The following is a 23,961-nucleotide window of genomic DNA, read 5'->3' as shown; positions in this document are numbered from 1 at the left end:
AATCAGATTCCTATCTGTGTTAAAAGTTTCCGGACTATAGGGCCGGCTACTTCCGCACCGTGCCCTTTCGTATGCTCTACTACAACGACAAAACAGTATTTTGGGTTTTCAAAAGGTGTGTAGCCGACAAACCAGGCATGGTTTTCATCTTCTCGTGCCGTTTGTGTTGTTCCTGTTTTACCCGCGACAAGCAGCTCTTTCAGATTGGTATCTTTAGCGGTGCCACTTGTCACGACTTTACGTAATGAGTGTTTTACAAGATCCATATTTTTTTCTGAGATCCATATTTTTTCTGTGAGTTTATATTTTTTGTTTACTAATATATTTCCTCTATAATCTGAAATTTTTTGGAGGATATGTGGTTTCGTACGCCAGCCGCCATTTGCAATCGTGGCTATCATTCCCGCAACTTGTATCGGTGTAACCAGCATTGCTCCCTGGCCAATTGATAGATTTATCGTCTGGTAAATAGATTTTGATTTTGGAAAATTTCCACTCTTTTCATAAGCCAGACCAGAATCTGTTCTGTTTCCCAAACCAAAACGATCAGCCCACTTTTTTAATAATGTTCCTCCCAGGACTTTTGCCGTTTCATAGAAGAAAATATTGCATGAATATTGTATGGCCTCTTCAACATTCAATAATCCGTGACCATATCTTTTATTACATCGAAAACGGATATTTCCAACTTTCAATGATCCGTAACATTGAAAGTGCGTATTCGTGTCTATTTTATTTTCTTCCAGCGCCGCAATTGCAGTGATTATTTTAAAGGTTGATCCTGGAGGTAAAATACTTTGAACAGGCCTGTTGAGGAATGGTTTAAGGGGGTTTTTGCTAAGAGTTGCATAGTCATCATTAAGCGTATTTAAATTATATCTGGGGTAGGAAACAATCGCTATGATTTCACCATTCCACGGGTCCATTACAATAACGGATCCTTTTCTGTTCCCAAGTGCTTTTTCTGCAATACTCTGTATTCTACTGTCAATAGTCAGAAAAATGTCATTACCGGGAATTGAAGGTCTTTCCAGAATAAGTTTATCGACACGCATTGTATCAAGAGTAACTTCTTCAAATCTCTCGCCCGGAATACCCATTAACCTTGAATTATATGTTTTTTCAATACCACTTTTTCCAATTGAGGCATCCATTGATATTGCTTTTTGAATAAAAAATTCTGACTTTGACTCACCTCTCTCTTTCAGATCGTCAAACCATTTTTTCTTAAAGTCATAGTTTTCTATCTCTTCTTCTCCCAGTTTCCCAACATAACCTATAACATGTGAAGACATATTGCCTTGAGGGTACCATCTTACCGGGGTTGACTCTATCTGTATACCTGGCAGGTTCAACATCTCAGCCTCGAACTGGGCAACTTTTTCCCAGGGTACGTGTGAAAAAATTGAGTGTGGTACCGTCTCTTCTCTGACGCGTATCTTTCTTTTATTTCTCTTTTCAACGACATTCTTGACTCTCTTTACTTTTTTCACAATTTTTACCGCTTTATTGAAGACATCGGTATATGAAATATCAAGTAGTCCAGCGACTTTCTCAACCCACATTACCTTATCGACATGACATTCTCTGCATAGATTATGATGGTTTGTTTCCAGTTTTTTGACCTCTGACGCGTTAGGTAATATGTTTTGTTCAAAGCATAAGGATGCATTAAACAGCTTTTTATATATAACGGTGAGTTCAAACGAGTGTTTATCTTCAGCTAAGACAGATCCGTTCCTGTCATAAATCGATCCTCTTAATGTATCGATATCTACTGTTCTGATTCTTTTTTTGTTGGATATACCACTGTATTTTCCACCTTGAATCATCTGTATGTAAAACAGTTTGCAGAGGATAACAAAAAACAGTACTGAAATTATTCCAAAAAGTATTTTAAAACGTTTCTTTTGCATTATCTTGTTTTTCTTCTTAAAGACGGGAATCCGAACGAAGAGTAGAATCTATTAAGTAACCAGAATACCGGAGGAACAATTATAGAATTATAAACTGCGATAATGGGGCTTTTCCATACCACGGATAAAAAGCCGGTTGAGGTAAATGATATTGAAAACATAAACAGGTAGAGAAAATTATATAATAGGGAAATTATAAACGTAACTGAAATTTGTGTAGCCAGATGTTTGCCATAAATATTATCTTTGATAATTGATATCGCATATCCCGCAATAACAAATAGAACGGTATTTAAACCGAATAGACCTTCGGTAAAACAGTCTTTTGCAAGGCCTATTACCCAGTTTGTATGAAATGATCGTTCGAGTTTAGAGTTTAATGAATGAAAAACAAGAAAGATGATAAACAGATCAGGTTGTATGCCCAGAATGCGAATATGATGCAATAATGTTGTCTGGATTAATGATATGCATAAAATAACGCTTATTATGGGAATCCACGGCATGAGGATATCTTTGTATTTCTAAAAAATTATTAAATCACATATTATTATTAATAAGTTGAGAAACATTATAAATATATTTAACCACCCCTGTTTCCCTGCTTTGCAAGAGGAGGATTAAAAGCCCTCGGTATTTATACCCATCACGAATTGGTTTTCGGTTTTCATTACCAGATTTCACCAGAACTTATAGATTTTTCTCAATCACAAAATCCTCGACTTAGCATTGCTATGCCTCTGGTTTTGTTCAATCGAAAAATCAAAATTACAGGCAAACTCCTGCCCTGAAATTCCTAAAACAACTTCGAAATGGGTATATTGTCCGGGCAGGGAGAGATATTTCTCTGCCTATTCATAAATTATTTTTAAATTGGAAATATTTTCCACTACCTGTTTCTTAATTACTAATACATGTTCTATCTTTGAAATAGCAACTTTCGGTTTAATTTTAATGTCTTTGAACAGTTTTGCACTTTTCTGTTTAACCTCAATAACATCTCCTACATATAGAGACCTTGGAAACGCACCCCCAATACCTGATGTTATAACTTTGTCGGACTCATTTACTTTTATATGCCTGGGCACATATTTCATTATACATGTGCCATCGGCAGCTCCCTGTACCATGCCCTGTGTCCTTGATTGCAAAAGCCGTGATGGAACGTTGGATGCGGGGTCTGTAACCAGAATAACCCGCCCGGATGAACGCCCTACAGCCGAGATACGACCAACGAGCGCGTTTCCAAAAACTACAGTATCACCAACTGAAGCGCCATGTTTTGTGCCAACATCAATAATAATACTTTTTCTAAAGTTTGAGACATCATAACCTATGATATCAGCGATTATCGGTTTTTCATCACTATGATTGTTTTTTTTATATTCTGATACAAGATTCAGTTTCTGTTCATATACATTTATAGCATTTTGCTGTTTGACTATTTTGTTTTTAAGGAAGAAGAGCTCTCTCTCCATCTCTTCATTTTTTTCAGCATTACTTGCTACTAATGCCAATTTCTTAAGCTTATTTTTAAAGAAACCTGATGTTTGCGATATTATCTTCTGGACTGGCGCAAGAGGTGATGCGACCGTCACTTTGATGTTGTTTGTTATGTTTTCCGGTATGGTTAAAAGCGATATGGATATTATGACTAGAAAATAAATTATACTACTTTTAACGGATTTGCCAAAATCAGGATTCAAGTTCCTTATCCCATAAAACGTCCTTATATAGATCAAGATCTTCGAGAAGTATTCCCGTTCCTCTTGCAACTGCCGTAATAGGTTCAGCTACCATCTCTACCGGAAGTCCCGTCTCTTCGGCAGCTAATTTATCTAAACCTCTGATCATTACACCACCACCGACCATAACCATGCCTGTCGTTAACAAGTCAGAAGATAGCTCTGGCGATGCTTTTTCCAGTGTCTTTCTTATAGCGTCTAAAATAGCGTCTGTTGCAGGTTGAAGCGCTTCCCTTATCTCTTCCGATGTAATGGTGACTGACCTTGGTAATCCGGCAATCGCATCACGACCTCTGACTTCTGCTGTAAGCTCTTCCTCTAATTTGAAGGCTGAGCCAATTTCAATCTTAATACTTTCTGCTGTTCTGTAGCCAATATCCAGGCTATAAGTGCGTCTGACATACTGGACTATTGCGTCGTCCATCGCGTCACCGGCGACCCTCAAGCTCTCATGCGCAAAAATGTCTCCTAATGAAATAACGGCTACTTCCGTTGTACCGCCTCCGATGTCTACTATCATGCTGGCAACCGGCTCTCCAACTGGAAGTCCGGCTCCAATAGCGGCTGCTTTGGGTTCAGATATTAAATAAACCTCTCTGGCCCCTGCTCTCTCCGCTGAATTTACAACAGCTCGTTTTTCCACGGCAGTAATACCGGATGGAATTGCTACCACAACCCTTGGCCGTATCCCCCATTTTCGCTTATGTACCTTTAAGATAAAATACTTAAGCATCGCCTCTGTAATATCAAAATCAGCAATAACACCATTTTTCATCGGTCTGATCACCGAAATGCTGTTTGGTGCTTTTTCCAACATTGCCTTGGCAGATTGACCTACAGCATTGCCATTTAACAAGACCTTATTTGTTCCGGGTTTTACCGCAACTACTGATGGCTCAAACAACACAACTCCCTGGCCGGGAATACATACAAGAGTATTGGCCGTCCCCAGATCGATACCCATATCTGTAGAAGCTAACCCCAACATATAATCTAAAGGATGCATATTTTTATTATTCTTTCTGTATTAGATATAAGCTAAAACACTACAAAGGCTTACGACAACGATTATACGTTCACCCCTCTAAATGTCAAGCGAAAATTCTCTTTGTCAATGCTGCCAAAAACAGTACAGCAGTTACTGATACACACGAAATTGCAAACACATCACCATGATTTGTATACCATGAGTTTGCAGAATTTTCAAATCTGATTTTGTTACACAATATACCCTCTATCTCTTTGTATTTCTTTTTGCTGTGTAAGTAATCATATATTTCACCGTTTGGCGCTATAAAGGAAGAGATACCGCTATTGGCAGCCCGGGTAATACTTGTACGATTTTCAACGGCTCTGAATACCATCACTGCCAGATGCTGGTCAAGTTCAGAGCTGTTGTGAAACCACGCATCATTTGTGATATTTATCATAAAGTCAGCGCCATCTTTTCTGAATTTCCTTACTAAAGACGCAACCGTATCTTCATAACAAATAATTACTCCAAATTTACAATTTCTGCTGCCTTTCCCGGTATCAAGTTCAAATATCGTTCTCTGCTCGCCTCCGCTTAAACTTACACTATACGGTACCAGGTAAGAAAAAAATGAGAGCCACTTTTCAAAAGGGATGAATTCTCCAAATGGGACGAGATATATTTTGTCATAACGGTTTATATAGCTACCATTTCTGTCAAAATAGAATGCTGTATTAAAATACAGGGCAGAAGCATCTCGAACATCTATTGCCGTACCTCCAAGTAGTAAATTAGCATAGGTAGCGTCTGTTATAATCCGGACTGATTCTTTAGACAAATTGTCAATCTCCCTGTTAAGGATTTTAGGATCAATATTAAGGATACCCGGAACCATAGTTTCAGGCCAGACAATAATGTCGGTTTTTTTCCCGGCCGCTTGTAGAGAAAGATCTGTATATTTCGATAATATCTTTTTCCTCTGCTCTTTATTCGCCTTGATCTTGACACCTTGCGGTATATTTCCCTGGACAACACAGATGTCCGGACCATTGGGTGATGCGGGTTTACCTTTGAGATCAAAATAACCATAGGTAAGAATTAAAGATATCAGGGAACAAGGTACAATTATTGTGATCCGTAATGCCATTCCCCTCTTTTCTGAAAGAATAGAAGGCACTATCTCTGATCCAGGAAAATATTTGAACAGAAAATACTCTATCAAATCCGCAATTGCGGCATTGACGGTAACGATGAGAAACGATATACCGTACATGCCTGTAATGTCGGCAATCTGTATCAAAGGTAGATGTAAATATTGAGTGTGTCCAACAAAAAACCATGGGAAACCAAAATATGGAAAGGATCTCAAATATTCAAATGTCACCCAGACAAATGGGGCGATAAAGAGATGAGGCAGCCGCAGCCACCTGCGCACATAATGTATGACAAGGCCAAAAAAATAGAAAAAAAGCGCTAAAAAAAGAGCCAACAATATCCAGCCAAAACCTGTAACAAACCAGAGCCATGTTAAGTTGAAGGCAAAAAACAGAAGACCTGTTAAATAAGAAAACAGTCCTGTCCTGTAACCGGTTGATATTATTATGAACCATGGTACCAGAGCAATCCAGGCCAGATAACTTACACATGGTGATGGAAATGAGAAGGAAAGAAGGAGGACCGTGAGAAAAGAGAGGAAGAGATTTACGTAAAAATGTTTTTTGTACAATATGTTTTTTCCTAATCAATATGGAGTGCATCATCCCTGTCCAAACGGCCTTTCCGGGTTGGCATGATGATGCGGATTAAAGCAGTTACACCCGCGCAACAAACTGTCGGACAGGCGGTCTCTGCAATCAAGAATTAATAACTGATTTTCTAAAGTAAACCGTCCGTCAACATTACCTCAACCATGTCTCCCGCATTTAACTTTTCAACTGACTCATTTATAATCAGTAGCCCATTAGCTCCGGTTAATGAGAACAGATCTCCGGAACCGTGCCAGTCCACGAGAGAGACCTTCCAACCTGTTCCCTCCTGCTTTAATAATGCCGGACGATATTCACGCCGCTTTTTCTTCATATTAATTGCTTTCTCCAGCTCAGCATGGATTATCGGATGTTCATATGATGTATAGCCCATCATTTTTTTAACGCATGGTTTTACAAATAATTCAAAGGTAACAAAAGTTGACACAGGGTTCCCCGGAAGCGCAAAAATCAGTTTATCGCCCTTCATACCAAATACTGTGGGTTTACCGGGCCTAAGGGCCACTTTCTCAAAAAATATCTTGACACCAAGGTCCAGTAACACCTCTCCGACTAGATCGTATTCTCCCATTGATACTCCACCGGACAGTATCAATATATCTTTCTTTAAACCTTTCTGAATTAATTTTCTTATTTCACTTTTTTTATCATTAACCCTTCCAAGGATTTCAACATCTTTGACGATCTGTCTGGCTTGAGCAGCGAGGGAGTAACTGTTACTGTTACGTATCTGCCATGGTTTAGGTTTACGAGCAATATCCACCAATTCATCACCTGTTGAGATAATACCGATACTCGGTGTTGAGTAAACGGTAACATTGCTTTTACCCACTGCCGCAAGGATACCGGTCTCCTGAGCTCTGATCTTTGTCCCTTTTGGCAGGACGGTTTTGCCCACACGAACGTCCTCTCCTTTCCTGGCAATGTTTGCACCCTTTTCAGTTTTCTTCAGGATACGTACTTTTTTGTCACCATCTAAAGCCTTTGTCTCTTCTACTTTTATAACAGCGTCTGCGCCATCTGGTACTACTGCGCCTGTCATAATCTTAGATGCCTGCCCTCTACCGATTTTTTTCTTCGGATTGTATCCGGCACGTATACTTTCTATGACTTCAAGCTCCACCGGTGGTTTTATATCTTTTGCTATTACCGCGTATCCATCCATTGCGGATCTGTTAAATGGCGGCATATTCAAATCTGACTTTATGCCCTCTGCCAGGCAGAGTCCTGCAGAGTCCTCCAGTTTTACTTTCTTTGGTGGTAACTTTTTCCCCTTTCTCAAAACAATCTTTAATGCTTCATCAACACTTATCATGATTTCTCCTTTTTTTTAATCCATGTTCCGTAGGGGAAATTTAAGAATTGCCCCTACAGATATATAAATTGTTGTTTCTATAATTAGTAGCTTTTATATGAATCCGGCTTCTTTAATGATGTGCCGGGATTTTTTGAAAAAAATTGTGTATTCATGCTAATACTAATTCTTTAAGGAAATGTTGTCAATGTAGATTTTATGTTTAGAAGAAGCGAATGTGATAATCTTCCTGACAAATGTTCGATTGTCAGGAAGAACAGGGAGGGGGGGTGGATTAAATTAGATGTCTCTTTTTTTTATCTCTATAGTGTTTATTTTCTACTCTGTTATGCAGAATATATTGTCCCTATTCCCGGCAAATCACTTTAACAGTTCACGAGTAATTGCTGCTGCTGTGGAGCCTGCAGAGCTTGCCGCGCTTGATCCAACACCTTTATGAGCACCTTGTAGTACATTTCCACCCATTATTGCAGTTGATGTTGCTCCTTGAACTGTTCCTGCTACAGTGTTGGGAGCACTATTTATAGCAGCATTAACTGTCGCTTTTCCCACTCTTGAAGGTTTATTTGATGCACAACCGCACATTAGTGCGACAAGACCGGTGCATATCAATAAGGCCATGTAACATAAAAAGTATTGTAAATTGTAGTTTCTTCTTCTCTTCAACATGTTTTATCCAATAAAAATCTATTAATAAGCAGTAGAATCTAACCTATTAAACGAAATTAAGTCAAGGGATAATTAGGTTATTGGTAAATTGGTTATGTTCCATCAAGGTTTCTTCGCGATAATAACAATTTCCAGAGATTCCGGGCTGATGGGAGTACCGATAAGATCAGAATAGAAACCTTCAACAGTAAAACCACTCTCTTCAAATTCCTTTTTGAGGGAGTCTTTGCTATAGTATTGTAACCAGTTGTATACAATACGTGTTCGCTTCTCTTCAATTATTGTGTATTTGTCCAGTACTACTTTTTCTTCGTCATATTTCAATATATTTTGAAAACAGTAATAATTCTCAGGTGACCAGAAGCCATCGAGACGGCAGTGTTCGTATTTTTCTGTCTCTTCTCTCTGGTCAAAGGCATTCATTGAATAGACATCAAGGAGAACAGAACCACCGGGATTGAGAAATGTATAAAACTTTTTCAGCATGGTCTTTCTCTGTGACGGGTTCAATGCGCAGAAATCACACAAGAGCAATGTTATCAGGTCAAACCGTTCCTCTGTCTCGAACTCAAGATAGTTTTGCTGAACATATTTAATAGCTAACCCTTTCTGTTTTGCCACTCCCTTTGCATGTTGAATAAACCTCTCGGAAAAATCTATTCCGGTAACATCGGCTCCTTTCTCTGCAAGCCGGGTTGCATACGAACCCATACCACAACCAAAATCTGCAACCAGGCTGTTCTTGACTATCCCGAAACGAGTGACTATCCAACCTATTGAGCGATTTATGAACTCTCTGTTTTGAATCGAAACTTCAATATCTTCATTCAGGTCGGACTCAAGTATCTTACTGGAGGTATGATTATCCGTCCATAGCGCATCTGCTGTGTAAAATTGAAAAGGCGTAGGGCGTGAATTTATTTTCTCGAACTCTTTGAACATTTATTTCTTATCTTTCTTCAGTTGATTTACTATCTTAGATGGTGTTTCACCTGCTTCTTTTACTTTAAAAGCCCATATTCCATGTTGAAGAAGATGTGCTGCTCCTAGTTTTCCACACGTAGTTTCACCATTTTTAAAGGCATCTTGCCATTTTGATTTGATGGTTGGGTCAGCGACAATACTTCTCTGGAGGTGCGAAAAGGCATGTTCAGAAAGGCGTCGGGCAAGCTCAGATATATCGGTGATCTTATAGGTAAAATCGGCGCGGAATACGGATAATAATGTAAGTGTTACCCGAGCCATTAAATATGGAGATTTCACATTACTATTCTCAAAAAACTCTGGTGCATCACTAATGAACTTATCTAGGTATGAAGTTGCTGAAACTGGTAACAATTGTGTGTATTTATTATTAAAGTCTTCAGTAGAAGTACGAATTTCTTTTGCAGTGGGAATCAATCCTTTGTGTGCAGCGCTTCCGCCATCAGAGGAATTTCCAAACTGCGCATAAAAGCTACCAGCTTCCAAGATACTGTCAATACGGTCCGATATAGCCTTCCATTCAGTTCGCCAACTCATTTTCTACTCCTCTCCATCTTAAAAATAAATCTTCAATTTGAATTTTATTTAAACAGGTCGCTATGGCTACCAGTACGTTCCAGACGAAGAGTAATTGAATCGGTGTAATAAACGAGAATCCAATCCGGGTCAATGTGGCAATCCCGACAGTTTTTCCATTCTCCCAACAACGGGTGGTCTCTATGCTTGGGATGGAGAGTCTCATTATTGGCAAGTTTCGTTATCACGGATTGCAACTTCTCGATATCCTTACCCCGTTTTCTCATCCTTTTAATATCTTTTAAGAACTGGTTGGACTGGGACAGTCTTTTCATTTTTCCCAACTATCAAACATTTCTTCTAGGGAATCAAAGGATTGGACATCTTCGTCCTGACTGCTCTTTTTCAAGGTTTTTTTTGTCGTCTCATTAGGGATGAGAAGAGGGAAGGGAATGCCGCCACAAAGGCATATTTGATTATAAAAGAGCCGGATGGCCTCAGTAGGGCTCATTCCTAGTTTTTTCAAAACCCCTTCAGCTTTCTTTTTAGTTTTTGGTTCAATTCTGGCATGAACAGTTGCTGATTTTTCCATGTGATAATTGTCTCACAAATGCAACACATTTGCAAATAGTTTTTATTGAAGTAAAGAAAAAAGAGAGGACATGAAACTTGCGATTTGAGATTTCGGAACAAGATATTTATTTAATCGATGCAATATGTTTTGTGTGCAAATGGTGATAAAAGACAATCCCTACTCGATCGATATGTTCTATCAGCTTTGGTTCGTCTATTTTTTCGTAATGAACAATATCGAAGTAGTAAGGTAAAGGTTTTTCTTCATTTAAAAGATACGAGAGGCGGGTTACTGTATAATGAGTTACATTTTCTCCCATAATGGCCATGTCCACATCTGATCCATTTTTGAAGATCCTTTTGCGCGAGAACCAAACAAAATGACTTCCGTTATTTCACTGAATGTTTTAATTGATTCAATAATGTATTTGATATCTCTATCTAGCAGCCCATATTTCATTCTTTGTCCACTCTATTTTTAAAATCTACATATAGTTTTTCCAGGATAAGGAAATATTTATTGCGTATTTTTTCTTCCATTTCAACAGCAGTTTTCTCGTGATAAGTATGCGTAGTGAAGTTTCTATCTGATAAAGCGTCTAACCAGGTATGTCCGGAAGTGATGGTGTTTGCCTGAAATGCCTGCTTAATCGCATCTCTCGGGCTATTGACAGTGAAACCCTCTTCTTCTTCGTAATCTTTTAATAGCTTCCATGCCAACTCAAATGTCATTTCAAAAAACTGCATCATGCCTGCCCGTTCTACTACAGATGGACTTTCAATTTGTAGAGTTTCTTGTAGCAGTAAAAATGCTTTTTCGAAATTCTGAAATCTTTGGACCCATCTGATATCTTGATTTTCCATAGCATTTCTCCTCAATGTTCATCGGAAATTAAGTTGGATGATAAAGCAATAAAGCAAGCGAGTCAAGCAAAAATGGGGGGGGGCTGAATGCGGTCGGAGTAGTCCTGAGTTCGAATTTAAATCTCATTTACTGATAAGTTTAATACCATCATTTTCGATAGTAATAAGTTTTTTCTTATAAATAGCACCTATCGCTTTTTTGTACGTCTTTTTGCTTACTCCGAATAGCTTGTAAATTGTTTCCGGGGAGCTTTTATCTGTTACCGGGATGTACCCACCTTGCTCTTTCAACACAGTAAGGATTGTTTCCGTTACGTCATCTACTTTTTCATAGCCGGGTTTATGCAGACTAAGGTCTATTTTATTATCATCCCTCACTTTTTTGATATATCCTTTTATCTTCTGGCCACTCTTTAATGTTTGAAACACTTCGTTTGAATAGAGCACTCCCCAATGTGTACCGTTAATAATTGCTTTGTAGCCAATATCTGTTTGGTTGCATATGAGCAGTTCTACTTCCTGTCCCGCGTTAAAGTTACCCGGGATGTTGTCAAGGTATCTGTCCAGTCTCGTGGTGGCCGCAATGCGGTTGCTTTTTTTATCAACATAGATTTTGACTATATACGATTTGCCTTTTTCCATTATTGGAAATTGTTCGCTGAAAGGTACCAGCAGGTCCTTCGGTAAACCCCAGTCGAGGAATGCCCCAACAGACTCAACCGCAACAACCTTCAGCAAGGCAAAGTCTCCAACCATTGCATAGGGTCTTTCGGTAGTAGCTATAAAACGGTCTTCTGAATCAAGGTAGATAAAGACCCTGATATTATCACCCACTTTACAATTATCGGGGACGTACCTGTTCGGAAGCAGTATTTCTTCATGCTCTCCCCCGTCAAGGTAAACTCCGAAAGCAACTTCCTTGACTACTCTTAAATTGTTAAATACACCTATTTTTGCCATAAATAAATTATCCTACATATTTCGTTACATAAACATTACTGTCCTTGCTTCCCCGGACAAAAGGTGCCGAGATCTTTTCTAGAGGACTTCAGATATTATACTGATAAGGGTAGTAAACAGGTATGAAGAGCGTCCTGTTTTATTTATCTGTTTTACCGTTTTCGGCAATTAATTTTTTAGTCAAATTGACCTGTTCTTCTGCTTTAAGATTAGAAAACAACTCCAGGCTTTTTTCCCAATAGTTGCAGGCTTTGTTCAATTTTCCACGGATTTTATAAACATTGCCAAGATTGCCATAATCTGTAGCCATACCTCTTTTTTGTGCGAGAGATTTATTAATTTCAAGTGATTTTAGATGAAATTCTTCTGCCTTGTCAAGCTCACCACGGATTTTATAGATGTTGCCAAGATTGCCGTAACCTGAAGCTATGCCTCTTTTTTGTCCAATGGACTTATTAATCTCAAGTGATTTCTGGTAAAATTGTTTTGCCTTGTCAACGTCTCCTCGTTTTTTATAAATAATACCTAGATTGCAGTATTGAGTAGCCATGCCTTCCTGTTGGTTGAGGGTTTTGTTGATTTCAAGTGATTTCTGATAGAACTCTTCAGCCTTGTCATATTCTCCACGTGTGTAATAGATGATACCAAGATTACCGTTCGCAAAAGCCATCTCTTCCTGTAGATCAAGAGTTTCACTAATTTCGAGTGATTCCAAATAAGACTCTTCAGCCTTGTCCAGTTGGCCACTCTTTTTATAGATAGTCCCAAGGTTACTGTAGCTCATAGCCTTAAGTGGTTCGTCTTTTCCTTCCAATTCAAGGATTTGTTCATAGGCTTGTCTTGATTCCTTTAGATTTCCTGTCCAATACGAAACACGGCCTAATCGGTGCCATGCTTCAGTATTGAGATTATCCATTTTTACGGCTTTTCTAAATGCGGTTAATGATTTATGCGGGCCTTTTAATAACATGATGTTTCCTACGTCAATCCAGTCCAGGGCCGTTTTCTTAGATGGTTGCTTTGGTGGTTGCATTGATGAAGTCATTAGATGTTGAGTTGTTTTATTCAATATATCTGCTGCTTCAGTGATCTTACCTTTGCTTAATTCCCGCAAAACCTTATGTTTGTATTCATCAGAGTTGCTCTGTTGTAACCGTTTAATAGTGTTTTCAAGCTCTTGCATTTCAGCCTTTTTTTCATGGGATGATAGCTGCTCAGGAAGATGCCTGGAGAGTTTTTCTGCAAGTTCTTCCGTATTTATTAAGGTAAGGTCATAAGTCTCTATGTTTTTATCATTTTCGTTGTCCTTGTAACCATCCTCTGTTTGTAGTCCTTTAGAAGAACGCCTTGAGAATAAAGATAAAGGTGCGCTTATAATACCCTTTGCTGAAACAGGTATTTTTTGTATCCAATCTGGCAAGTGCATTGTTTTCTCCTGTTTAAAATAGTTATCCTTTAATATTCCCGATGGGTTTCAGCTTCACTACTTTTTTTGTTATACCCAAACCGTCCATAGTTTCAACTACCTCTGAAATGTTTTTATAAGCAATACCGGCTTCTTCTGCCAGGCCGGACATTGAGGCGGTCTTAACATGAATGCCGTCTTTAGCCATAGTCTTCAGGAGTTGATCACCTCTTACTCTCTTCTTGGCGGCGTGTCTTGACATAGTCCTGCCCGCGCCATGCATTGTTGAGCCAAATGTCTCTTGCATTGCTTTTTCAGTACCTGCCAGTAGATAAGAACCGGTTTGCATAGAACCGCCTACAATAACAGGTTGTCCTACGCTTCTGTATATTTCCGGAAGCTCCTTCCTGCCGGGCCCAAAGCACCTTGTTGAGCCTTTTCTATGGACCAAAACCTCTTTCTCTTTACCGTCAATTTTATATTTTTCTACCTTTGCGATATTGTGAGCAACATCATACACAATCTCTATTCCAAGGTTTTCCGCACTGGTATTAAAGACTTTTGAGAAGCTTTCTCTGATCCTGTGAGTAATGATCTGCCTGTTTGCAAAGGCGCTATTTGCGGCGCACAACATTGCCTTGTAATAGTCAGAACCTTCCGATGATTTAAAAGGCGCGCATGCAAGTTCTCTGTCTTTTACGGTCATACCATACTTCTTCATTGCTTTATCGAATACCTTCAGATAATCTGTTGCGACTTGATGCCCAAAACCTCTCGATCCGCAATGCACCATAATTACTATCTGATTTTTTTCGCTGATCCCAAATATGCCTGCCGTCTTCTCGTCGAAAATATTATCTATTTTTACCATCTGGACCTCCAGGTAATGGTTCCCGGAGCCAAGAGTTCCCAGTTGGTTTGCTCCTCTTGATATCGCCTTTTCACTTACCTTTGATGGATCTGCGCCTGGTATATGCCCACACTCTTCTATCTTTTCGCGGTCTTGAGGCCAGCCATAACCATTTTCTATACACCAGTCAACCCCTCTTTCCATAATTCCTTTAAGCTGTGTTACTGAAGCTTTCAGGGTCCCTTTGGCTCCCACTCCCGCAGGTACCGCTCGGAACAACTCATTAATAAGTTCCCTGATCCGGGGTTTTACTTCTTCTGCTTTTAAATTTGTAGTAATCAATCTCATTCCGCAATTTATGTCAAAGCCTATTCCCCCCGGAGAGATAATACCATCTTTGGTATCAAAAGCGGCTACACCACCAATGGGAAACCCATATCCCCAATGACCATCAGGCATACAGAGCGCGTATTTCTGAATACCGGGCAGACAGGCGACATTTGTAATTTGCTCAAAGACACCTTTATCCATGCTCTCGAAAAGTGTATCGTTTGCATATATTCTTGCCGGGACAAGCATGCCTTCTTTTTCTGTCTTCGGGATTTCCCATAGACAGTCTGAAATTTTATTGACTTTCATGCTGGTTTCCATTTTATCGCCTTTAATTTAATTTACAGATCCAAAATAAATCTGGATATCCATTTGCCGTTCTTTTTGTACACTTCGAATAGATGAAAGGTTATTGCCTTTACATCACATCTGAGGTCATGTCTGGTCTGATTAATCTCTTCGCCAAATATTTCAGCATCGAGTTGGTAATTTCTATTTTTTGTTACATTTATAACATATTTACCAAATAGCATACATTCTGAATCTTTCAAGTATATTATTTCAGCAAGCCAGTCAAACAGCAATCCATCTATTTCTGAATTCTCCAGGTGCAGAACTTTCTTGATTTCCAATTGTATTTCTCTGGTATCGGCCATTACTTCAAAAGTTGCCGTTGCAGACGCGGAGAACAACTCCTCAAGAGTGTCTCCACGAGATTCTATTGCTACGTCGGCTGTCGCTATATTGTCTAGAAAAAAATATTCTTCCATCTCTTTTGTTTATTTTTTCTTGTCTTCAGCTCTTCTGTTTCTCACTTAATCCAGGATCGGTAAGTCTATGATGAAGATGGTCTTTACCTGTGAATTCCAACTATTCTCTGAAATTTACGACTTTATAATAGACAATTCTGGCATTTGTTGTATATGTCATATCAAAGATAAATATACCTATTAATAAGTATGGCCAGTACGTTCATAATTTCTCCAAATACAGGCCATTATTATCTTTATGATTTCGGTAAAATTTACACAACTTGTTTTACATTATCTACAAAAAAATATATAATATTCGAGTATTTTCCCCGTACAATTGCGTGGAGAGTGGCCATTTGCATCTTATCAGTTCCGGTTTAGTTAAAATTATAGTCTGCAATCGATTACTTGTTTTAAATACCCACACAATTGATTGTAACATAGAAGGTCATTATTATTAATAAGTTATACAAACTGATTTAGTTTAGATTTGCATTTCGGAAGAAGGAGCGTTTATATTATGGAGTCTGATTTTACGTTGGATTGTTACGGATTACTTTGTCCAATGCCTGTTTTTAAAGCATCTCAAAAAATAAAAGAGTTGCAGACCGGACAAATCCTGGAAATTATTTCAACTGATGAGGGTATAAAGAGTGACATTAAGGTGTGGTGTGAAAAGACAGGGAATGAATTACTGCAAATAGATGAAGATGATGGAGAGATCCATACCTTTATTCGCAAGCTTGCGTCTGATGAATAAAAGAAAGGTGGATTCGCTTCGCTTCCTCGGACAAAATACGCCGAGGACTTTAATCCACACTACAACTTCATCAATTTTCAGTTGTGTAGATTAAGCGAGGCGAATCCACCAGTAATGGGTTAAATCCAGCTTACTTAGGTACCTTTTCCCAGTCTGCAAGAAAACTTTTCAGTCCTGCATCTGTCAATGGATGCTGTACTATTTTGTTAAATACTTCAAGTGGTATGGTCGCAATGTCAGCACCCATGAGGGCTGCATCTCTAACATGTAATGGCGTTCTGACACTGGCGACAATTATCTCCGTATCAAAATCATAATTATCATAAATAGTACGAATCTCATCAACCACTTCCATTCCCGTATGCCCTTTATCATCAAGTCTGCCAACAAATGGGCTTATATAGGTAGCACCCACCTTTGCGGCAAGCAGGGCCTGATTTGATGAAAAACAGAGGGTTACGTTCACCTTTATTCCTTCCGCGATTAGAACCTTCACCGCCTTAAGACCGTCTTTAATAAGGGGGACCTTTACGACAATATTATCAGCTATTTTTGCCAAATCCCGTCCTTCTTTAATAATGGCTTCAGTTTCAGTACTGACTACTTCGGCACTTACCGGCCCTTTTACGATTGTGCATATCTCTTCAATAGTTTCCCTAAAAGGCCGTCCGGTTTTTGATACCAATGTAGGGTTGGTTGTAACACCATCCAGGATGCCGAGACTCTCTGCTTCTCTTATCTCATTTACATCTGCTGTGTCAATAAAAAATTTCATTCTATCTCCTTCCAAAAAAATAATTATTTTATCTTGTTTTCAATTCCCGCAGTAACAAGATATACATTATCCGCTTCTCTTGCAATAATCTGGTTAGCGTAGCCTGCGATATCACGAAATTTTCTCGATATGGCATTATCCGGCACAACTCCGTAACCAACTTCATTGGTTACCATTATAACATGAAAAGGCACATTCTTACAAACACTACACAATTTGTTTATTGCGTTGGTTATGTACTCATCTCCCTCTTCTTTATGACTGCTAAGAAGCATATTTGTAACGTAAATTGTGATACAATCGATTAATGCAACATCGATGTTTCCATTAAGATTTGAAACGGCCTTATCTAGCTCTAATGGAGCTTCTACTGTCTTCCACTCTGATGGTCTGTTCTCCCGATGTTTTTGTATCCTCTCCAGCATCTCACGGTCATAGACTTGTGAAGATTGTCCGGAATCAGCAGTTGCAATATAACAAACATGCCTGTGCTTTTTTGCAAGCTCTGTTGCAAACGCTGACTTACCGCTCCTTGTACCACCGATTATAAGTGTTAGTTCAGACATAAGAAAAACAATTTACCACGAATTTTCACGGAATTGCACTGAATTAAAGAAGAAAAGAGAGCAGCACAGCCAACTCACTCACTTCATTTAAAGCGCCCAGGGTGTCTCCTGTCATCCCCCCTATTTTCTTTTTAATGTATGAAACGAATAAAATAACAAGAATGAATACGGTAAAGAATATAAAAATTCCCTTAATTCCACAAAACAAAAATATAAGTATTCCCGGTATGAATGAAGAACAGAGTGCATGTCTTATCTTAACGTTTTCAATAATTATTTTTCCTGTGCCACCTTCTTCTCTTGCATAACTCGATAGAGCTGCTCCGAATACTTGAGACCAACGGCCAAGGGCACACATTAACAGGAGAACTTTTCCTTTTTCACAGGTGTAGAGATACAAAGGATCCAAATCCTTTAATGTCTTATGGTCTGAGAAAAAGGATAATCCGGCTACCGCTTCCGGATCAATAGAAATGAGGCATATGTATTTCAGGCCGACAGTGCAGATAAGGCATAAAGTACCATAGCTTCCAATCTGACTGTCCCTCATGATGCCGAGCCTTCTTTCCCTGGTATTTCCTCCAAAGATACCATCGCAGGTATCCGCAAAACCATCAAGGTGAAAACCACCTGTCATAACAATATAGACTATCAGGATTATTGCATCGGCAACCAGATGCGGAAAGAACCGGGCTGCGGGAATATAAACAAATGTCAGTATAAACCCGATCAACAGACCAATTATGGGAAACCAGAACACTACAATCCCCGGTTTTGGTTCTCTTTCGTACCATCTTTTACCAGACGGGACCGTTGTTAAAAAATTCAGCGCCCAGAGGAAATCTTTCATCGTTTATTGAATAACCTTCCCCTCCATTTGCCACGGAATATCAATTCCCATTCGATCCAGTACAGTAGGTGTTACATCCATTATTTGCAAACCATCCCTCCTTTCAGCATGATATCCGTTATCACCACTCATCACAAATATTCCGTGTTGTGAGTGATTTGCGTCATCAGCGCCGGTATCATTCTCATTGGCCCATAGAGTCTTGTGTCCTACACTGCCAATAGACCTCCAGGCCAGATCTCCGTAATAGACGATCAAATCGGGTGGGATATTCCTGCATTCCGTGTAAATGTCTTCAGGTTTAAAGCCCCTGGTATTTATTTTCCGGCCTTTCTTATCTCTCTGGTCTTCAAGTGCCGTTATTAACTCATTTCTGAGAAACTCATAATTCTGTTTCGGGATTATCCCTCTCGGCTCACGGCCTTTTACATTGAAGAACAGACGTCCGTAGTAACCTCCCTCACCCCAAACCATGGTTTTGTTCCAGTCAATCAGATGTTTACTGATCTGTGTAACTTCGTCAGGATAGTGTACCAGTTTGAGATATCCATTATTTATCAGCCATTCGTTTATGCAGATCCCGCCTTCCATCAACATGGCGCCATGGTCAGAGACGATCAAGACAAGAGTGTCATCGTCCAGTAATGCAAGAGTTTGGCCAATTTCATCATCAACATATTTATAGTAGTCAAAGATGACATTCTCATATTTATTTCCCGGTAAGTATTCCGGATGTCTGTTATCAAAGAATCTCCAGAAGGCGTGTTGTATTCTGTCTGTTCCCATTTCCACCATCATTAAAAAATCCCAATCTTCATTTTGTATAAAGTGACGGGTGAGCTTAAATCTCTTTTTTGTCATTTCATAGATAGTATGCAAAACCTGCTCTTTTTCCACACCTCTGAAATCTTTCACATCCAGGATATATCCGTCTGAAACCCTTTCTACCTCATGCTTTAATCCGTCAGGCCAGGTATACTGATGATTTTTGTCCGGTGTGAGGAAGCAGCTTATCATTAATCCATTGTGAACAGGTTTGAGAGGGTATGTCAGCGGTACACCGATAATAATTGGTCTCTTGCCATGCCGCGCAAGTATATTCCAGATGGTCTCTTCCTTAACCGTATTAGAATCGGCAAAATGCAGACCCTCATAATCATAATTGATTCTATTCCTGAAACCGTAGATTCCCAGTTTGCCGGGGTTTATGCTGGTGACCATTGACGCCCATGCTGGACAGGTGATAGCGGGTATCGTACTCTCCAGTTTTCCGGAGATGCCGTTTGAGACAAGATGTTTTATATTAGGCAGATAATCAAGCCATTTATCGAAAACCAGTTCCGGTGGGGCCGCGTCCAGACCAAAAATTATTACTTTACGCTGAGATAAAATCATTAGGGTTTTGTGATATTTACCAGATCATAATCAAGATTACCTAAACCGATTTTATGGGCATGGTTAAGCTGCACAGTATAATCAATCTCAGGCCAGATATGGTTAAAGTAATCTTTTCCGGTGTGTTTATTTATTAAATCTATAGTCGCTTTTTCAACAGCTACCGGGTCTTTTGAAACAACGATTCCGATATCAGACATGTCTGGTTTATAGGCGATATCCATACAATCACAATGTTTTGTTATATGGGTAAGGAAGTTAAAGAATGCTGCTTTCCCCTTCTTCTCTTCCAATATGGCCAGGCAATATTCCGCAACCTTTTTTTGTAGATTTGCCGTGTCCTCGTCCCATGCGATCTTAACTGCACCGAATTGACAGACGGCCAGACACTCACCGCACCCAATACAGGTATTGGGGTTAATTACCGCTGTATCCTCTTCCATAGTAATCGCGTCCGTGGGACACCAGATCTGGCATACCTTGCATGTTATGCAGTTTTTGCTGATAATCTGAGGTATTACACCGGAGTGCTGGGCAAGCTTACCACCTCTTGATGACAACCCCATACCGATGTTTTTGAATGTTGCCCCCATTCCTGTAGCAAGATGCCCTGTGACATGTGCAATTGAGATAATAACATTCGATGCTTTTGCCACACCGGAAATATAAGCATTTTTGCACAATTCCTGGTTGATATTAACGATGTAATTGTGTTCTCCAAAAAGTCCATCTCCAATAACAACAGGAGCTCCAGTGTTTTCAATCGTGAATCCATGCTCATGAGCAAGCATTAAATGGTCTACTGTGTTAGTACGTTTTCCTACATATAACGTATTCGTTTCTGCCAGAAATGGTTTGCCGCCGTTTAATTTTACTTTATCCACGGCAGCCTTGATTATTGGAGGCTTAAGGTGGCCGATATTCCCCTTTTCCCCAAAACTGGTCTTTACCGCGACCATTTCACCTTGTTTGATAATACTTCCAAGTTCGGCAGCATCGTAAAGGTGTTTTACTTTATCAGCTAACGAAGCAAGTGATTCGCCGTTCTTCGTTTCAATAAAAAAAACTTTGCTCTTCATAGATATAAAATTATAACACTGCTCAAATTGTTTGTTAAGTATCAATTCAAAAATAAATTTTTTGGATTGGTGGCACAATTGCCGGAAGATTTTCAAGCCGAAACAATATCATTTTGTTATGGCTTCATAACAAAAACGTTATGGTTTCATAACAAATCGGTGTATCAAAACAGATCCAGGTGCTATATGCGGATGGTCCAAGAAAAGTTCATCCTCTTCTCATGCAAAACAGCCTTACAAACGCGCCGTCTGGTGAGGTGGCAATAGAGTTCGGACTAAAAGGCCCTAATCTCGCCTTTTCATGCGGGACGTGTTCTTCTGAATACAGCATAATCCAGGCATTTAATGTACTTCAACAACAAAATATCGATGCAATGGTTGCCGGTGGGGCGGAAGCACCATTATTGTCAGGGGTTTTTAAAGAGCTAAAACCTATAGGTATGTTTGACGGAAATGGTGATAGCGGTAATTCAACAAGCTGTCCTTTTGATAGGGAAAGAAATGGTTTTGTCTTAGGTGAAGGGGTCGGTATGGTTGTTTTAGAAACACTCAGTAGTGCGGAAAAAAGAGGTGCCAATATTTATGGAGAGATTGTTGGATTTGGAACATCTTGTAGCCGCAATGTTAATGCAAATCAGAAAAATTCAGGTTTTTACTCTAAGGTCTCATGTGCTAAACAGGCATTGGAGCATGCCTCAATTGGTCCATCAAAGGTTGATTACATTAATGCCTCTGGTATTTCAGGGATAAAAGAAGGCTTGGAAGAGTCAGAGGTAATAAAATCAGTATTTGGTAAAGATACCAGAAGGGTCCCGGTAAGTTCAACCAAAGGGAGTTTCGGGTTATCACTTGGTGCTTCAGGCGCAATAGACGCAATTTTTTCATTGTTATGTTTAACGAAAAATGTTTTGCCGCAGACGAATAAACTTGAGAATGTTGACCCTGCATGTAATTCACTTTTTCATCTAAAAGAACCTGAAGGAAAATCGGCAAACGTAATACTGTCAAATAACTTTGATTATGAAGGTAATAATGTGTCATTAGTTTATAAGCGTATGTGATGACTTACGGAAAATTATTTTCGAATTAATTTATGTGGTTTGATTTGCGATCTGAACGTTTAAAAGATATTGATAGATGATGAATACTACTCAAAAAAACAAAGTAGTTGTAACCGGAATTGGGATTATGTCTCCGATTGGGACTGGAATTGATGCCTTCTGGGAATCCCTCGTTAATGGGAAATCCGGGATATCAGAGATCACGAGGTTTAATACTGAACGCTATCCCACAAGGATTGCAGGAGAGATTAGTGATTTCATACCTGAAGAGCATATGCCTGAAGATCTGGCCAATAGTTTGTGCAGGTATTCTCAACTGGGTTTGTCAGCAGTGAGTATGGCGGTTCAAGATGCTGGATTGAATTTTGGTAACATTAATACCTAAATTGGAGAAAAAAGTTAATAACTATGCAATGTGTCTTCCTGGATGCCGAAAGCATCAAAAATAATTTTTTGTCTTTTGGATAATTCGCTGAGAATCGGATCGTTTTTCTCTATGTGAGTGATTTTTAATTTTTTGAGTTCAGCAAATAATTCTTTTACTGTGTATTTGTTAAATAACTTCTTTTCCTTCATAACTCTTGATGCTTCTGCATAGATAATCAACGCAACAAATTTTATAAATAAACGGCCATCGACATTATATTGACTATGTGCTCGCAACCTATCTCCATTCATTTCATTTTTGTATATATCAAACATTTTTTCAACCTGATCTTTTTGGCGATAAAGATTTAATACTTCCGCTTTGTCCATTTGTTGTTTGTTTGTTATTAACACAAAGCTTCCCATTTTATAAATAAACGATTTTATCTTTTTTGCATTTTTTTCTATCCGCAATGTCGTTTTATTCTATTTAAAATAATCTCTGTATTTTTCTGGAATATTTAACTTTCTATATTTCAGGTATTCCTTAAGCACTTTAAAACTTTTATCCTTAAACTTCTCCTCGTATTCGAATAATACTGAGAAAAAATTATGTTTTTGTTCTACTTCAGATTTTTCATTGAAAAAAATATGTGCGTCAAATTCGTTTCCATCAAATTCAAAAGGTCTTTGCTGGTAATGCAGTATCTCTTCATTGAATTTAAAGGCACTGGAAAGATCTGACAATAATCGTTTATTTTTTTTTATTAAAGTCTTTACTTTTTTTAAGCTAAAAGGCAGTGGCTGAACAAAGGACACTTTGCTTTTGCTGTTATTCATTTCCAATACATTTGCTTTACTAAAGAAACCTCTATCCAGCACAAACAAAATGTCTTTTAGCTTGAATACTTTCAAATACTCAACGCAGTTCTTTAAGGTAGTAACATCTACAATACTTCCAGGGTATAAATTGTAATAAATGGGTAAAGAGTGATTGTGGCAAAATGTTACTCCCATATTTAATTGAGGTAGATTCTCTTTATCACGATTGTAACCCCATTCTATAAAATCAACGTTTGTAGAGTAGCTGGAAATAGAAGTTATATCGTAAAATATCCCGTTGATTGGCTTTAAATGTTCTATCCATTTTTGAACAAACTCTACCCTTTGTGATTGCGATCTTCCCAAAATATCACACAGTTTTGATATGTCAGGAGAATACATCTTTTTAACTCTCGGCAAATTATGCTCATCAAGCCAATAAGGAAACAGGTACAAGGCCGAGGCTTCTATAATTTCATAAAATGCTAATGCTAATATCTCTTGATAGTTATCAGGAAAGAGAGATTTTAAAATCTCCGTCAATCCAAGCTTGTCTGATAAAAATCTTAGCAAAAAGACGTTGCCTTGTCCTTTTGAGACCAAACTGGAACGGATTTGCTTGGTTTTATCCTTATTTACGTTCCGTTTTGGACCGATATAGGTTCTTCG

The 23,961-nt window shown here is 38.8% G+C and carries 26 protein-coding genes and 1 pseudogene; 4 read left to right on the top strand and 23 right to left on the bottom strand.

The window, feature by feature from the left end; all coding sequences use genetic code 11:
* Positions 1 to 2: 2 nt before the first annotated feature.
* The 6 genes from SCALIN_RS11875 to SCALIN_RS11850 form a co-directional block, all read right to left on the bottom strand.
* Positions 3 to 1,916: a peptidoglycan D,D-transpeptidase FtsI family protein gene (locus tag SCALIN_RS11875; protein ID WP_096894707.1), complete on the bottom strand. Its 1,914-nt coding sequence runs from the start codon at positions 1,914 to 1,916 to the stop codon at positions 3 to 5.
* On the bottom strand, positions 1,916 to 2,422 hold the full coding sequence (gene mreD / locus SCALIN_RS11870) for a rod shape-determining protein MreD (RefSeq protein WP_096894706.1): 507 nt from the start codon (positions 2,420 to 2,422) through the stop codon (positions 1,916 to 1,918). Before mreD ends, SCALIN_RS11875 begins: the two co-directional genes overlap by 1 nt.
* Positions 2,423 to 2,767: 345 nt before the next feature.
* Positions 2,768 to 3,622 (bottom strand): rod shape-determining protein MreC, encoded by an 855-nt coding sequence (gene mreC / locus SCALIN_RS11865; RefSeq protein WP_162532290.1) that lies wholly within the window; start codon positions 3,620 to 3,622, stop codon positions 2,768 to 2,770.
* Positions 3,612 to 4,667 (bottom strand): rod shape-determining protein, encoded by a 1,056-nt coding sequence (mreB, locus tag SCALIN_RS11860; RefSeq protein WP_304518448.1) that lies wholly within the window; start codon positions 4,665 to 4,667, stop codon positions 3,612 to 3,614. The genes mreC and mreB overlap by 11 nt, the downstream gene beginning before the upstream one ends.
* A gap of 85 nt (positions 4,668 to 4,752) precedes the next feature.
* On the bottom strand, positions 4,753 to 6,360 hold the full coding sequence (gene lnt, locus SCALIN_RS11855; RefSeq protein ID WP_162532289.1) for an apolipoprotein N-acyltransferase: 1,608 nt from the start codon (positions 6,358 to 6,360) through the stop codon (positions 4,753 to 4,755).
* Positions 6,361 to 6,509: 149 nt separating this feature from the next.
* A complete protein-coding gene (locus tag SCALIN_RS11850) occupies positions 6,510 to 7,715 on the bottom strand; it encodes a molybdopterin molybdotransferase MoeA (RefSeq protein ID WP_096894703.1) in 1,206 nt (401 codons plus the stop codon).
* A gap of 198 nt (positions 7,716 to 7,913) precedes the next feature.
* Here SCALIN_RS11850 and SCALIN_RS22205 point away from each other — a divergent pair, with 198 nt between their 5' ends.
* Positions 7,914 to 8,084 carry a hypothetical protein gene (locus SCALIN_RS22205; RefSeq protein ID WP_162532288.1) on the top strand — a complete coding sequence of 57 codons (171 nt, stop codon included), beginning with the start codon at positions 7,914 to 7,916 and terminating at the stop codon, positions 8,082 to 8,084.
* On the opposite strand, the gene SCALIN_RS11845 is transcribed toward SCALIN_RS22205, so the two are convergent.
* The 11 genes from SCALIN_RS11845 to SCALIN_RS11795 all read right to left on the bottom strand — a co-directional run bounded on the left by SCALIN_RS11845 (position 8,076) and on the right by SCALIN_RS11795 (position 15,636).
* Positions 8,076 to 8,267 carry a hypothetical protein gene (locus SCALIN_RS11845; protein WP_162532287.1) on the bottom strand — a complete coding sequence of 64 codons (192 nt, stop codon included), beginning with the start codon at positions 8,265 to 8,267 and terminating at the stop codon, positions 8,076 to 8,078. The two genes, SCALIN_RS22205 and SCALIN_RS11845, sit on opposite strands and share 9 nt — an antisense overlap.
* A 219-nt stretch (positions 8,268 to 8,486) precedes the next feature.
* Complete coding sequence (locus tag SCALIN_RS11840; RefSeq protein WP_096894701.1) at positions 8,487 to 9,326, bottom strand: class I SAM-dependent methyltransferase; 840 nt, start codon at positions 9,324 to 9,326, stop codon at positions 8,487 to 8,489.
* The gene (locus SCALIN_RS11835; RefSeq protein ID WP_096894700.1) at positions 9,327 to 9,905 is read right to left on the bottom strand and encodes a hypothetical protein; all 579 of its coding nucleotides are present in this window, start codon (positions 9,903 to 9,905) and stop codon (positions 9,327 to 9,329) included.
* A gap of 44 nt (positions 9,906 to 9,949) precedes the next feature.
* Positions 9,950 to 10,219, bottom strand: coding sequence for a type II toxin-antitoxin system RelE/ParE family toxin (locus tag SCALIN_RS11830; protein WP_096894699.1), 270 nt, complete (start codon positions 10,217 to 10,219; stop codon positions 9,950 to 9,952).
* Complete coding sequence (locus SCALIN_RS11825) at positions 10,216 to 10,476, bottom strand: type II toxin-antitoxin system RelB/DinJ family antitoxin (RefSeq protein WP_096894698.1); 261 nt, start codon at positions 10,474 to 10,476, stop codon at positions 10,216 to 10,218. Before SCALIN_RS11825 ends, SCALIN_RS11830 begins: the two co-directional genes overlap by 4 nt.
* A gap of 106 nt (positions 10,477 to 10,582) precedes the next feature.
* Positions 10,583 to 10,777 (bottom strand): hypothetical protein, encoded by a 195-nt coding sequence (locus tag SCALIN_RS22765; protein WP_203415460.1) that lies wholly within the window; start codon positions 10,775 to 10,777, stop codon positions 10,583 to 10,585.
* Positions 10,778 to 10,913: 136 nt separating this feature from the next.
* The gene (locus SCALIN_RS11815; protein WP_096894697.1) at positions 10,914 to 11,321 is read right to left on the bottom strand and encodes a nucleotidyltransferase substrate binding protein; all 408 of its coding nucleotides are present in this window, start codon (positions 11,319 to 11,321) and stop codon (positions 10,914 to 10,916) included.
* A 123-nt stretch (positions 11,322 to 11,444) separates the two neighbouring features.
* On the bottom strand, positions 11,445 to 12,281 hold the full coding sequence (locus tag SCALIN_RS11810; RefSeq protein WP_096894696.1) for a CvfB family protein: 837 nt from the start codon (positions 12,279 to 12,281) through the stop codon (positions 11,445 to 11,447).
* Positions 12,282 to 12,420: 139 nt separating this feature from the next.
* On the bottom strand, positions 12,421 to 13,707 hold the full coding sequence (locus SCALIN_RS11805) for a tetratricopeptide repeat protein (RefSeq protein WP_096894695.1): 1,287 nt from the start codon (positions 13,705 to 13,707) through the stop codon (positions 12,421 to 12,423).
* Between the two features lie 22 nt (positions 13,708 to 13,729).
* Positions 13,730 to 15,187 carry an RtcB family protein gene (locus SCALIN_RS11800; RefSeq protein WP_096894694.1) on the bottom strand — a complete coding sequence of 486 codons (1,458 nt, stop codon included), beginning with the start codon at positions 15,185 to 15,187 and terminating at the stop codon, positions 13,730 to 13,732.
* A gap of 20 nt (positions 15,188 to 15,207) precedes the next feature.
* Complete coding sequence (locus SCALIN_RS11795) at positions 15,208 to 15,636, bottom strand: archease (protein ID WP_096894693.1); 429 nt, start codon at positions 15,634 to 15,636, stop codon at positions 15,208 to 15,210.
* A gap of 502 nt (positions 15,637 to 16,138) precedes the next feature.
* On the opposite strand from SCALIN_RS11795, the gene SCALIN_RS11790 reads away from it, so the two are divergent.
* Positions 16,139 to 16,378 (top strand): sulfurtransferase TusA family protein, encoded by a 240-nt coding sequence (locus SCALIN_RS11790; RefSeq protein WP_096894692.1) that lies wholly within the window; start codon positions 16,139 to 16,141, stop codon positions 16,376 to 16,378.
* 130 nt (positions 16,379 to 16,508) lie between these two features.
* On the opposite strand, the gene fsa is transcribed toward SCALIN_RS11790, so the two are convergent.
* From fsa to SCALIN_RS11765, 5 genes are read right to left on the bottom strand one after another with little or no spacing between them, the layout of a single operon-like run.
* Entirely contained in the window at positions 16,509 to 17,153 is a 645-nt protein-coding gene (gene fsa / locus SCALIN_RS11785) for a fructose-6-phosphate aldolase (protein WP_096894691.1), read from the bottom strand.
* Between the two features lie 23 nt (positions 17,154 to 17,176).
* Entirely contained in the window at positions 17,177 to 17,719 is a 543-nt protein-coding gene (gene cobU, locus SCALIN_RS11780; RefSeq protein ID WP_096894690.1) for a bifunctional adenosylcobinamide kinase/adenosylcobinamide-phosphate guanylyltransferase, read from the bottom strand.
* 43 nt (positions 17,720 to 17,762) lie between these two features.
* A complete protein-coding gene (locus tag SCALIN_RS11775; protein ID WP_096894689.1) occupies positions 17,763 to 18,569 on the bottom strand; it encodes an adenosylcobinamide-GDP ribazoletransferase in 807 nt (268 codons plus the stop codon).
* A gap of 3 nt (positions 18,570 to 18,572) precedes the next feature.
* The gene (locus tag SCALIN_RS11770; protein WP_096894688.1) at positions 18,573 to 19,964 is read right to left on the bottom strand and encodes an alkaline phosphatase family protein; all 1,392 of its coding nucleotides are present in this window, start codon (positions 19,962 to 19,964) and stop codon (positions 18,573 to 18,575) included.
* Entirely contained in the window at positions 19,964 to 21,043 is a 1,080-nt protein-coding gene (locus SCALIN_RS11765; RefSeq protein WP_133111852.1) for a DUF362 domain-containing protein, read from the bottom strand. The genes SCALIN_RS11770 and SCALIN_RS11765 overlap by 1 nt, the downstream gene beginning before the upstream one ends.
* A 179-nt stretch (positions 21,044 to 21,222) precedes the next feature.
* On the opposite strand from SCALIN_RS11765, the gene SCALIN_RS11760 reads away from it, so the two are divergent.
* Positions 21,223 to 22,104, top strand: a complete 882-nt coding sequence (locus tag SCALIN_RS11760; RefSeq protein ID WP_096894686.1) for a beta-ketoacyl-[acyl-carrier-protein] synthase family protein — start codon at positions 21,223 to 21,225, stop codon at positions 22,102 to 22,104.
* Positions 22,105 to 22,180: 76 nt separating this feature from the next.
* The gene (locus tag SCALIN_RS11755; protein WP_096894685.1) at positions 22,181 to 22,489 is read left to right on the top strand and encodes a beta-ketoacyl synthase N-terminal-like domain-containing protein; all 309 of its coding nucleotides are present in this window, start codon (positions 22,181 to 22,183) and stop codon (positions 22,487 to 22,489) included.
* Between the two features lie 14 nt (positions 22,490 to 22,503).
* Here SCALIN_RS11755 and SCALIN_RS24005 read toward each other — a convergent pair.
* Positions 22,504 to 23,895: pseudogene (locus SCALIN_RS24005) on the bottom strand (IS1634 family transposase).
* Positions 23,896 to 23,961 lie beyond the last annotated feature (66 nt).

This window comes from Candidatus Scalindua japonica (assembly GCF_002443295.1).
Taxonomy (GTDB): domain Bacteria; phylum Planctomycetota; class Brocadiia; order Brocadiales; family Scalinduaceae; genus Scalindua; species Scalindua japonica.
Note: the sequence above shows the minus strand (reverse complement) of the source record. Positions and strands in the feature narration are given on the sequence as shown.